This is a genomic window from Bartonella sp. AC158YNML (assembly GCF_042196725.1).
Taxonomy (GTDB): Bacteria; Pseudomonadota; Alphaproteobacteria; order Rhizobiales; family Rhizobiaceae; genus Bartonella.
The window spans coordinates 34,611-47,003 of sequence record NZ_JBHIQU010000011.1 but is presented as its reverse complement, the minus strand read 5'-3'; the positions used below and the strand labels follow the sequence as shown (position 1 = coordinate 47,003).

Below are 12,393 nucleotides of genomic sequence, written 5' to 3'. Positions count from 1 at the left end.
GAGGCCCATTATGTTAAAGGACGTAAAACAAAACAGTCCCTTCAGGGTATTTTAGGTGTACGCTATAGTTTTTAATTTATAGGGGTATTTTTTGATTGATTTCAGTGTGTGAGGGGATTTTCAAACCTAGATATGAAATGTCTAGGTTCGCTTTCTTAAAAAAATAAAGCTTTCATAAAAGGTATATATATTTTTACGTGTTGGATTTTTCTTATAATTTTTTATTGCTTAAATGATAATTTTGATGAGAAGCATTTGGGAGTATAAAAGAAGCTTCAACATTTTCTGAGAGGCGGGTACACTCTTATAATGTATTTCTATTTTTATTAAGTGTTCTTTATAATTCATTCTATATTTTTGAGAATTTTTGTAGATTTTTGCAGAGTCACTTGGCAAAAGGCTGCTTGCTCGTTATAGAAATAGCCAGAGAATGTTATCAATGAAATAAAGGTGGTTAAATGGCTTTAGAGCGTACTTTTTCGATGATTAAACCAGATGCAACACGTCGTAATTTGACGGGTGCAATTACGAAAATGCTTGAGGATGCAGGACTGCGTGTTATTGCATCTAAACGTGTCTGGATGAGTAAGCGTGAGGCTGAAAAATTCTATGCTGTTCATAAGGAGCGTCCTTTTTTTAGCGAATTGGTGGAATTTATGTCTTCTGGTCCAACAGTGGTACAGGTTCTAGAAGGCGAGAATGCAATAGCTAAAAACCGTGAAGTAATGGGGGCTACGAATCCTAGTGATGCAGAAGAAGGGACAATTCGTAAGGTTCATGCTTTATCGATTGGCGAAAATTCTGTCCATGGATCCGATAGTGCTGAAACAGCAAAAACAGAAATCGCTTTTTGGTTTTCTGAGATAGAAATTGTTGCTTAATAAAAGCGTAAAGTAAATAAGAAGCAAAAAACTTGAAAAACTATGTTTCGGGTTTTTTGCTTACAAAGTTATAGATTTTTTTGCAAAGACATATCGCATTCATCGTTTTTTTAGCTTTTAATGTTGCGACTGCTTTTGCGAGGCGGGACAAAAAGCATATTTATTTTTTTCTTAAAGAGTTTTTATCTATATGCCAGCTTCGTTTGTGATGTGCAAAAGAAGTGTTTTGATTGATTGTTCGTGAATAGATTTAAAATAAGTAAGCCTCACGGGCTTTCTTCTTTTGTTTAAGGGCAAAAAGGTAAATTATCATTATAAATCTTACATATTCTTTTCACAAAATAACATGCTTTAAACCTGCACGAAAATAATCCCATCCTGTCCACAATGTAAGGAGAGCAGCAATCCACAGCATAGTAATGCCAAATTCTACCGTATAAGGGAAAATTTTATTACCGGCCGGTCCCGCTAAAAGAAAGATAATAGCGATCATTTGTACAAAAGTTTTCCATTTCGCAAGACGAGAAACTGGAACACTCACTTTTAATTCAGCTAAATATTCACGTAATCCTGATACAAGAATTTCGCGGCAAAGAATGATAATGGCTGCCCATAGAGTCCATCCAGCGATAGTGCTGTCTGCGGCAAGCAAGAGCAAACAAGCAGAGACGAGAAGTTTATCGGCAATTGGATCTAACATGCGACCAATATTGGATGTTTGTTCCCAAATACGGGCAAGGTAACCGTCAAGAAAATCGGTAATAGATGCAATAATAAAAATGGAAACGGCAATCCAGCGTGCGATATCACTTGATTGTAGGCGTCCTTCTACAAAAAAGCAGGCTACAACCATTGGAACTGCAACAATTCGTGCATAAGTTAAAATATTTGGAAAAGAAAAAGTATGATTTTTCATAGAGCCATTTTAAATTTTTGTGAAAAAATATATTCCCTAAACGTAACAAGGCGGAGGTTATGAAACAAGTCTATTTTTCATGAAAATGGTTATGAATTTTCTGTGCAATTGTCATAGAGATTCCCGTAACTTTTTTTAAATCTTCAAGTGAGGCATTAGCAATAGCTTTGGCACTTCCAAAATGATGAAGCAACGCACGCTTTCTTGTTGGACCGATATTTTCGATTTTATCAAGAGGGTTTTTGAATGTTGCTTTTTTTCGTTTTATTCTATGCGTTCCAATGGCAAAACGATGAGCTTCATCACGCAAACGTTGCAGAAAATAAAGGATAGGATCACGTGGGGGAAGTGTAAAGGAGGAGGAACCTTTTATAAAAAATCGTTCACATCCTGCATTACGGTCAACACCTTTAGCGATTCCAACAACTGTGAAGAGGTCATTTAATTGTAATTCATCAAGTATTGCATGTACACTGTTGATTTGTCCTTCGCCTCCATCAATTAAGATAAGATCAGGCCAGATGGGAAAAAGATCATCATCTTTTATGTCATGATTTCTATAGGGGAGATCATGCTCTTTGATAAGGCGTGAAAATCTTCGTTTAATCACTTCTTTCATCATGCCAAAATCATCGCCAGGCGTAATATCTGTTGAGCGAATATTGAATTTGCGGTATTGATTTTTAACAAATCCCATTTGACCAGCAACAATCATTACACCTACAGCATTTGTTCCCATAATATGAGAATTGTCATAGACTTCTATGCGGCGCGGAGGAGAAGGAAGTTGGAATGTTTCAGCAAGACCTTGAAGCAATTTTGTATGGGTGGCTGTTTCAGCAAGCTTATGTTCAAGTGCTTCATGAGCATTCAGATAGGCATGATTAACAAGATTTTTCTGTTCACCTTGTTTGGGTAGAGAGAGAGAGACTTTGTGATTTGCTTTAAGACTAAACGCTTCTGTAAGAAGTGTCTTTTCTTCAATTTCTTCAGATAAAAGGATGCTTTTGGGAAGTGGTTTATCATCATAAAATTGGGCAAGAAAACTTGCTAAAATTTCAGTACGGGGAAAAGAGGGATCTGCTTTAGGAAAATAAGCACGGTTTCCCCAATTTTGCCCCATGCGAAAAAAGAACACTTGGATACAGGTCATTCCTTCTTTTTGCGCAATCGCAAAAACATCCGCTTCTTTTATCGTTTGAGGATTTATACCTTGATGGCTTTGTATGTGAGAAAGGGCTGATAGGCGGTCACGATAGGAAGCTGCTTGTTCAAAATCAAGATTTTCTGCGGCTTTATGCATAGCTTGAACCATATCGTTTTTAACAGATTGATCTTTTCCCGAAAGGAATGCTTTTGCTCCTTTTACCAGTTCTTTATAATCACTGTCACTAATTTCATGTGTACAAGGTGCAGAACATCGCTTAATTTGATAAAGCAAACAGGGGCGTGTACGGTTTTCAAACACTGCATCGGTACAGGTCCGTAATAAAAAAGCGCGTTGTAAAACATGAAGTGTTTGTGTTACCGCACCAGCAGAGGCAAAAGGACCAAAATAATGGGCTTTTCGTGTTCGAGCACCACGATGTTTATAAAGTGCAGGTGCTCGATGATCATCTGTAATCATAATATAAGGGAAACTTTTATCATCACGCAGGAGTACATTAAAATGTGGACGCAATCTTTTGATCAGATTGGCTTCTAAAAGAAGAGCTTCTGTTTCAGTGTGGGTGACAATAAATTCCATATGATATGTTGCACGAATCATGCGAGTAATACGATTATTATGTCTTTGTTCACGTGTATAGTTTGAAACACGTTTTTTGAGATTACGGGCTTTGCCAACATAGAGAATATCACCATTTTCACCAATCATCCGGTAAATCCCTGGCTTATGCGGAAGGTGTCTAACAAACTCTTGTATGAATTTGACACCTTGGAATTGATTTTTCTCATTACTTTGATTGGCATTATTCCACGTAATGTTAGAGAGAAAAGAAAGTTTTTCTCGTTCATTTTGCGAACAATTTATATTATTTTTTAGGACCATTCCGTTTATTAAGAATATGTTTTTTGTTTAATATATAAAATATTCTTTTCTATAAATAGCGCATTATAGCATAAGAATATGACTTTAGAGTACCTATTTTTCATAAAATATGAGGGGTGTTATTTAAGACAGATTTATGAATTCACTCAATTTATTCGTTAAAATGGTCAAAATAGAAAATCCATCATGATAAGAGCATAAACTTTCTCAAAAAGAGAAAAAATTAATTCACGCTAATCGTTATTCGTTTATCATTATTATATGTTTATATAATCTAAAAAAATCAAAGAGTTATAGCATTTAATACCTTTGTATCTTAATCACGATATTTTCATTTAAGGGAAATATAGGGAAAAATCTAACATAACAGATGTTCTTTTTGAATCCACTTATGCGTTATTTGGGCATTTTCATCTTGACCAAGACGATTGATAAGAAAGGGGGTGAGTTTTTTCATTTCTTCTTCCAAAAGATAGGGAGGGTTAATAATAATCATACCGCTTCCATTCATTGTAGGTGATGTTGATTTTTTTCGGATACGCATTTCAAGTTGGAGAATTTTAGGAATTCCTGTTTGATAAAGCGCATGAAGAAAACTTTCAATTTCTTTGTCATATTTAACAGGATACCATAAAGCGTAGATCCCTCCAGAAAAACGGCGATAGGCTTTCATTAATCCCTCAATAAGGCGGGAAAATTCTCCAGTTTTTTCAAAGGGAGGGTCAACAAGGATAAACCCACGTTTTTCTTTTGGTGGTAAATGAGCATTTAAGGAAAGCCAACCATCTAAATGCAGAACTTTTGTCTGATAATCGCCGGCAAAGTTTTTTGCTAAAATGTGATAATCTTCATTATGCAATTCTATCGCAGTGAGGCGATCTTGTTTCCGTAATAATTGGCGAATAAGAACGGGAGATCCAGGATAAAATACAATTTCTTTTTCCCCTTTATTGAGGACATTAATGATATCATACCACGGATCAAGAAGTGCTCTTAAATCTTTTGGGATAGGAGTTGAAAAAATGCGTTGAACACCTTCACGCCACTCTCCTGTTTTATGTGCTTCTAAAGAAGAGAGGTCATAAATGCCGATTCCTGCATGTGTGTCTATAACGCGAAAAGCTTTTTCTTTGCGTTTGAGATATTCTACAATGCGAGTGACAATAATGTGTTTAAAAACATCAGCAAAATTGCCAGCATGATAAATATGCCTATAATTCATTGAAGAAACTCTATAATATGGATAACTATATCAGATTATTAGCATAGAATAATAGAATTGATATCCATAAAAATTTTCTTGTAGAAATCAAATAAGACTCTCATTAAAAAATTGTACGCATAAAATATTAATATCATGGAGGCATTTATTCATTAGGATTTTAAATCTTTTATATGAAAGTTGGATAGTAAGAGGGTGAACATTTCACTGGAATCTCTCTATTGAATAAAGATGAAAGCGGGCATCGTCATATTCCTAATATTGTGACTTATTTACTAGCGCTCTTGACACTTGAGCTGGTCTATAAGGGCTATTTTAATAGTTTTTATCTCTCTATGCTAACCTTGTTTATGATGTGCAAGTGAGTGATTTTTATAAATGAATATATTTTATGCGTTAATAAAACATATTCCCAGATATGATCACGTGCACAAATGTTGCCTCATATGCATTTTGAGTGAGCCCATATTGCGGTATCACACTTAATGTTTAGAAAAGTATGATGTTGCACCTTTTAAAAATTTGACTGATTGATTGACGACGATCATTGATCATATTGCTTATGAAAAATTGATATCAGGATTCCTGCAACGCAAAGAGTTATTGAAAATATTATTCGTAAGAGATAGGTTTTAAGGAACCTTTAATGTTAGATGATGTGTCAAAAAAAGCTCTTGCAGGGAATATACTTTCGGAAAATTTTAGATACATGTAAATTTTTTATAGAAGGTTATGATATTATTCTCATTGGTAAAGTTGATTAGGGAGAGATATTCACAATTTCATGTATGATACCGTTTTTAAAAGGAAAGACATTGGATACAATATTTGCAGGAAGATGAGCCGTCCAAGAGATCATATGAAGTTTCTTTAGAAAAGTTTTTAAGCCTTTTGAACTTTATAGGAAGTGGTTTATAATTTTTGAATGGTTTATATTATAATGCTCTAAAAGGGATGAGAGGATAAAAGGTTCTTTTGCACTAAAAGGCGTGTGATTGCTTTTAAGTTGAGAAAAAAATATATAAGTAAAATACATGGTATTTGATATATTACTTCAGAGTAAGCATGCACAAATGAAATCAAATTTAAAAGCATAGAGTTAAAAAAATGGGTAATATTTTTTCACCAACGCATTTAATTGTAATTTTACTGATTATATTTGTGCTTTTCGGGCGCGGTAAAATTTCTGAATTAATGGGTGATGTTGCTAAGGGAATTAAGGCTTTCAAAAAGAATATGAAGGAAGACGATGACAGCATTGAGGATAAAGTTGAAATGGCAGCTCCTTCTCAAATGATTGATATAGAACCTCAACAATCTCAGCCATTATCGGTGAAACATGTAACCGCACGCAAAAAGGCTTCTTCTGCCTCTAAAAGAGGCAAGGCATCTATTACTAAAAAACAGCGTGTCAAATAACAAAAACGTTATCATCATTGTGCATTATTTTTTACGGGGAAGTCGAGTTAAGAGATGTTTGGGATTGATGGGTCGGAGTTTGTTGTAATCTTACTTGTTCTCATTATTGTCATTGGACCGAAAGATTTACCTAAAATACTAAAGGCAATAGCAAAGGTAAGAGCTTATGTATGTTCAACAGTAAATGAACTTCGTTACCAGTTTGATGATGCAATAAGACAAATTGAGCTCGATAATTTGCAAAAAACATGTTCAGATATTAATGATCTTAATCCAAGTAAGAAGTTGACAGAGACTTTTGATCCCATACAGGATGCAGTAGAGGATATCCATGATAATTCTGATGTTAAGGCAACACATCATAAATTAGAAAAAGATGAAGAACTTTGGGCGTGTGATCAAAAGACAACCAATACAGATGTGATATCTATTACACCCTATCATTCTGAAAGCATTTTTGTCGTTTCTAAAGATAAAGAAGATGTATCATGAATGTTAAGAAAGATGAAGTTGATGCCAATATGGCAACACTTATAGAACATTTAATTGAACTTCGTCAGCGAATTATTGCTACCTTGGTTGTATTTTTGATCACTTTTATGATGTGTTTTTTTGTTAAAGATTATATCTTAAGTTTTTTACTATGGCCGTATCAGTGGGCAATGAAAATAGCAGGGAGTAATCCTGAGAGTATTCGTTTGCAATCGACACAAGTATGGGAAACTTTTTTAACAAAGATGAAACTCGCGGCTTTTGGGGGGATTATTTTATCTTTTCCCTATACGGCTTTTCAGTTTTATAGTTTTATTGCACCAGGGCTTTATAAAAATGAACGTATGGCTTTTTTACCCTTTCTCATTGGTGGTCCTATTTTATTTTGTATTGGGGGAGCGTTTGTTTATGCTCTATTGGCACCAATAATACTATGGTTTAGTCTTTCACAACAATTTCTTCCAGATGTTCATTTAAGAATAGATTTTATAGTGCGTATTTCCGATTATTTGAGCTTTATGACATCATTTATCCTAGTTTTTGGTTTGATTTTTCAATTACCTCTTATCATCAGTCTTTTAACAAAAGTTGGATTTTTAACATCTCGTGATTTGGTATCAAAACGAAAATGGGCTATCTTGCTTTCTTTTATTATTGCGGCAATAGTAACCCCTTCGGATTTTTTTACGATGTTTGCAGTGGCTTTACCAACGATAGCACTTTACGAGATCTCAATTTTAATTGCTTACGGTATAGAAAAGAGAAGAAAATCCGCTTAAGAGAATTGTATAATCTTATGCGATAACAAATGAATAAAAACAATATAAATGAGGAATTTTGATGCTTGATATTAAGTGGATTCGTGAAAATCCTGAGAAATTAGATAAAGCACTTGTAAACAGAGGTCTTGAACCACAATCTGAAAGGTTAATACAACTTGATCTTGCACGTCGGTCGCATGTTGCTAAAGTACAATTGGCGCAGGAACGTCGCAATGCTATTTCAAAGGAAATAGGACAAGCTTTAGCTGTATCTGATCAACAAATGGCTGAAGGCTTTAAAGCTGAAGTTGAAGAGATTAAAGTCTTTCTTTCTTCTGCAACAGCGGAAGAAAAACAGCTGACGGAGAGTCTTGAGAAAATTCTTTCAGCTCTTCCAAATATTCCATTGGATGATGTTCCGGAAGGTAAAGATGAAAGTGATAATGTCGTCATTCGACATTTTGGTACACCTCCAACATTTAATTTTACACCAAAGGAGCATTTTGATCTTGGTCAAGATCTTAAGCAGATGAATTTTGAGCGAGCTAGTCGTTTGTCTGGAACACGTTTTACAGTGCTTTCAGGGGCGTTAGCACGGCTAGAACGAGCATTAGGACAATTTATGCTTGATGTGCATGTGAATGAGCATGGTTATACAGAAGTCTCAGTACCTCTTCTTGTTCGTGATGAGATTGTTTACGGAGCAGCACAATTGCCGAAGTTTGCAGAGGATCTTTTTCAGACAACAGATGGTCGATGGCTTATTTCTACTGCAGAAGTACCATTAACTAATTTGGTTAACGATGAAATTCTTGAAATATCAGATTTACCACTGCGATTTTCTTCTTTATCTCCTTGTTTTCGTTCAGAGGCTGGAGCAGCCGGTCGTGATACGCGCGGTATGTTGCGTCAGCATCAATTTTGGAAAGTTGAAATGGTCTCGATTACCAGTGAAGATCAGTCTTTAATTGAATTGGAACGTATGACTGAATGTGCAGAAAATATATTAAAACGGCTTGATTTGCCTTTTCGCACAGTGGTTCTTTCTACGGGTGATATGGGGTTTGCAGCGCGTAAAACCTATGACATCGAGGTTTGGCTTCCTGGTCAAGAATGTTATCGTGAAATTTCTAGCTGTTCAGTTTGTGGAGATTTTCAAGGTCGTCGTATGAATGCGCGCTATCGTAAAGACGGCGATAAAAAATTGCATTTTGTTCATAGTCTTAATGGTTCTGGTACGGCTGTTGGCCGTTGTCTTATTGCAGTGCTTGAAAATTATCAACAAGCTGATGGATCCATTATTGTTCCAGATGTTTTACAACCCTATATGGGAGGCATGCGTTGTATTACTGCTTAATTTTGCGAAAGGAAAGACAATATGCATTTATTGCCAAGAGGTGATGGTATGCAAATGCAAGGCTTAGCCATTTTAAAGGAAGTGGTTTGTAGGGATGATAAAAGTGCACTTCTGTTAGAGATTGAATAAATACTATGGGGCAAAATGGTATTTTACAATTTCGTGAAGAGTTAGCCGCTCTTGTACTGAAAATGCGTAGAAAAGGCATTGATGACGTGCGATTTTTTTCGGCATTAGAAAAAGTTCCACGTCAACAGTTTGTTTCTGCCCCTTGGTTTAATAGTGCTTATGATAATAAAGTTATTCCCCTTGAGTGTGGTGAATATATGGAGCGTTTGGAAGAACAACTCTTAATTCTTTCAGCATTATCGTTGAAAAAAAAGCATCGTGTCTTAGAAATCGGTACGGGATCTGGTTTTTGTACGGCTCTTATAGCCTGTTTGAGTGACCGTGTAACGACGATTGATCGTTATAAAACGCTTGTTGATTTGGCAGGCCAAAAATTTCAAGCTTTGGGAATTGAAAATATTGTTGTACGGCAAATTGATGGAAGTCATAGTGTGACAGGTTTGGGGTCATTTGACCGTATTCTTATTTGGCCATCGCGTTCTGATGAACCCAAGGAATTTTTAGAACTCTTAGCTGAAAATGGCATTCTCATTCAGGCTATAGGGCCTGATGAAGGGGTACAAACGGTGACGCGCTATACAAAAATTGGGAGTCGATTTGAGTGTTTAGAACTTTTTCAAGTGCGTTATCAACCTTTTATTAAAGGTATTGCGGAGATACTTTAAATTTTAAAATTTAAGAAATAGCGCAAATTATTTCACCTTTTTATTTTACGTTAAATTCATTTTGATATCATGTAGAGATATTTATGAATAAAATATCTCATTTTAACTCTTCGGTAATTTTAAAAAGCTTTAATAGAATGAGTTGAGTATTGATGAGTGGGCAAAACTATGTGTTTAAGAGCTTTGGATAATATTTTCCGGCATAAATTTCAGAGAATAACTTTTTTAGCGGTGGTAACTATTGTTGCTGGTTGTAGTTCTGGTACGCAACGTTTTTCCACTGTGTCCTCTCATCGTATGTTCTCTCATCAATCAAATATATCTAGCACTATACCTACAGATCCGCGAATGCTATCGGACGGTGGTGATATGATACAGAGTACTGAATTGCCACCTGTGGAACCAAGCGATGATTCTTGGCGAGATGACAGTTCTCCTTATAATTCTCCACAGCAAGGTAGGACAGCTTCTTTGGATGGTCGCGTTATGGGGGCACCTCCGCGTAATCTTGGAACACTTTCTCGTTCACAAATGGATAACTCTCCTGTTTTCCGGCGGAATTCTTATATTGTCCAGAGTGGAGATACACTACTCAGTATTGCACGACAAATAGGGGTTAGTGTTGAGGCATTAAAATTAGCAAATGGCATAAACAGCAATTCCATTTATATTGGTCAAGTCCTTGTGGTTCCAAGTAGGCGTACATTCGCAACTTCAAATACGCGCAATAATAATGATTGGGCGGCGTCAACAGCAGAATCTTCATTCCAATCTCAAGTTACGTCCTCTGTAAAACACAAAAAGGCTTCTTCTGTATATAAAGCTCCTGTAACAATGTCCCCTTCTGCAAAGATGAACAGATCAAGCTCTGAGAAAAATTCTTCTACACAGATGATGCGATTGGACCATGAGACTGGTTTATCAAGTACTGTTACGAATACAGATAATATTATGACACCGCAGGGTACAGGAATTTCTAAGATGCGTTGGCCAGTACGAGGGCGTTTATTAAGCCAGTTTGGTCAAAAAAAAGGAACAATAATGAATCGAGGAATAGATATTGCAGTGCCTGAGGGGTCATCGGTAAAGGCAGCGGAAAATGGTGTCGTTATCTATGCGGGAGATGGATTAAAAGAGCTTGGTAATGTTGTTATGATTCGACATGAAAATGATATTATCACTATTTATGGATGTAATAGTAAGCTTGTTGTTAACAAAGGACAAAGAATAAGACGCGGTGATGAGATTGCTAAATCTGGTGTTTCAGGAAATGTTAAAACGCCACGTGTCTATTTTGAGATGCGTAAGAATTCATTACCTGTTGATCCTCTTAAATATTTAGAAAACTAATTTATGGATTAATTTGAGAAATTTTATAGTTTATAGAAATTTCATGAAAAAATTGATTATTTTTACGTAAAATAATACTGTAGCAGAAAAAATCACTGGTTTAAGGGAAGCCGTTTGTTGAGTTTATTAGATATTATCATCTTTGTGTTTATGAAGAGATAAGGTGATAGTATCATACTGTTTTCAGCTTCTCAATGTTCTAACTGCTCTTGCATTTATAGGGGGTACGAGAATGAGAAGGGGGATTTTACGCTTTTCTTAAATAGTTTTTATCTACAGGTTCATTTCACGTGTGTAACGTACAAGAAAATCATTTTGATGAATTCAAAGGGGATAAAATGAGAGAGTTTTACTGTATTTAAGTCTTTCATTTGATATCAAAAACGATGAATTATCTCTATAATTAAAGGTTTTTTCCTTGGAAAAATTGGTTTGTATCATTTATTGAGTTAGTGAGAAGGTTTATATTGTAGAATATATAATAGAGGGAAATAAATCTGTTTTTTTTAAGATTTTTCTTGTTGTATTCTGTCTCTTAAGGATTTATTGCATTTTGATAAAGCTGAGATTCCATCATGTGGTCATTACTTTTTATGATAAATTCTTTAGGAAAAATTTTCTGGATCGGAGTTTTATTTTAATAGAGGGGGAAATACCTGAAGTTTAACTATAGGAGATAAAAATGTTTATTACAAACGCTTATGCTCAAGTTGCAGGCGATGTTCCCGGTGGATTTTCATTTGTTAGTGCTGTCCCGTTCATTTTAATTTTTGCAATTATGTATTTTTTTATAATTCGTCCACAGCGTGCACAAATGAAAAAACGACAAGAAATGCTTAATGCAATACGTCGTGGTGATACAGTTATAACGGGTGGTGGCATTATCGGCAAAGTTACGAAGGTTCACGATGAAAGTGGCGAATTAGAGGTTGAAATTGGTGAGAGTATGAATATTCGTGTTCTTCGCTCAACATTGTCTGATGTACGCGTTAAAGGTGAACCAATTGCAGAAAAAAAATCAAAGCTTCATACTAAAACAAAAACACCACAAAAGTCTAAATCTAAAACAACAGCGAAAGAAAATGTGAGTGTATCTAAAGAAAAAAAAGCTATATCAAAGGAAAATAAGGAAAATGCATCTTAAGGTGGAG

Annotated in this window: 11 protein-coding genes; 8 read left to right on the top strand and 3 right to left on the bottom strand. The window is 35.4% G+C overall.

Translation table 11 applies throughout. The features are described 5' to 3' along the window. Window positions 1-458: 458 nt before the first annotated feature. Window positions 459-881, top strand: a complete 423-nt coding sequence (ndk, locus tag ACFIM1_RS06955; protein WP_375607689.1) for a nucleoside-diphosphate kinase — start codon at window positions 459-461, stop codon at window positions 879-881. A gap of 334 nt (window positions 882-1,215) precedes the next feature. Here the strand turns inward: ndk and pgsA are convergent, their stop codons facing one another. The 3 genes from pgsA to ACFIM1_RS06940 form a co-directional block, all read right to left on the bottom strand. Next, on the bottom strand, window positions 1,216-1,797 hold the full coding sequence (gene pgsA, locus ACFIM1_RS06950) for a CDP-diacylglycerol--glycerol-3-phosphate 3-phosphatidyltransferase (protein WP_375607688.1): 582 nt from the start codon (window positions 1,795-1,797) through the stop codon (window positions 1,216-1,218). 70 nt (window positions 1,798-1,867) lie between these two features. Beyond that, window positions 1,868-3,847 (bottom strand): excinuclease ABC subunit UvrC, encoded by a 1,980-nt coding sequence (uvrC, locus tag ACFIM1_RS06945; RefSeq protein WP_375609544.1) that lies wholly within the window; start codon window positions 3,845-3,847, stop codon window positions 1,868-1,870. A 358-nt stretch (window positions 3,848-4,205) separates the two neighbouring features. Continuing rightward, a complete protein-coding gene (locus tag ACFIM1_RS06940) occupies window positions 4,206-5,069 on the bottom strand; it encodes a 23S rRNA (adenine(2030)-N(6))-methyltransferase RlmJ (RefSeq protein WP_375607686.1) in 864 nt (287 codons plus the stop codon). Window positions 5,070-6,176: 1,107 nt separating this feature from the next. Here ACFIM1_RS06940 and tatA point away from each other — a divergent pair. The 7 genes from tatA to yajC all read left to right on the top strand — a co-directional run bounded on the left by tatA (window position 6,177) and on the right by yajC (window position 12,386). Next, window positions 6,177-6,488 (top strand): twin-arginine translocase TatA/TatE family subunit, encoded by a 312-nt coding sequence (tatA, locus tag ACFIM1_RS06935; protein ID WP_375607685.1) that lies wholly within the window; start codon window positions 6,177-6,179, stop codon window positions 6,486-6,488. Between the two features lie 54 nt (window positions 6,489-6,542). Next, window positions 6,543-6,980: a Sec-independent protein translocase protein TatB gene (gene tatB / locus ACFIM1_RS06930; protein ID WP_375607684.1), complete on the top strand. Its 438-nt coding sequence runs from the start codon at window positions 6,543-6,545 to the stop codon at window positions 6,978-6,980. After that, window positions 6,977-7,759 carry a twin-arginine translocase subunit TatC gene (gene tatC / locus ACFIM1_RS06925; protein ID WP_375607683.1) on the top strand — a complete coding sequence of 261 codons (783 nt, stop codon included), beginning with the start codon at window positions 6,977-6,979 and terminating at the stop codon, window positions 7,757-7,759. The genes tatB and tatC overlap by 4 nt, the downstream gene beginning before the upstream one ends. Window positions 7,760-7,820: 61 nt before the next feature. Next, window positions 7,821-9,098 carry a serine--tRNA ligase gene (gene serS, locus ACFIM1_RS06920; RefSeq protein WP_375609545.1) on the top strand — a complete coding sequence of 426 codons (1,278 nt, stop codon included), beginning with the start codon at window positions 7,821-7,823 and terminating at the stop codon, window positions 9,096-9,098. Between the two features lie 134 nt (window positions 9,099-9,232). Beyond that, window positions 9,233-9,892 carry a protein-L-isoaspartate(D-aspartate) O-methyltransferase gene (locus tag ACFIM1_RS06915; RefSeq protein ID WP_375607681.1) on the top strand — a complete coding sequence of 220 codons (660 nt, stop codon included), beginning with the start codon at window positions 9,233-9,235 and terminating at the stop codon, window positions 9,890-9,892. Window positions 9,893-10,060: 168 nt separating this feature from the next. Next, the gene (locus ACFIM1_RS06910; RefSeq protein WP_375609546.1) at window positions 10,061-11,242 is read left to right on the top strand and encodes a peptidoglycan DD-metalloendopeptidase family protein; all 1,182 of its coding nucleotides are present in this window, start codon (window positions 10,061-10,063) and stop codon (window positions 11,240-11,242) included. A gap of 682 nt (window positions 11,243-11,924) precedes the next feature. Next, on the top strand, window positions 11,925-12,386 hold the full coding sequence (gene yajC / locus ACFIM1_RS06905) for a preprotein translocase subunit YajC (RefSeq protein ID WP_375607679.1): 462 nt from the start codon (window positions 11,925-11,927) through the stop codon (window positions 12,384-12,386). Window positions 12,387-12,393 lie beyond the last annotated feature (7 nt).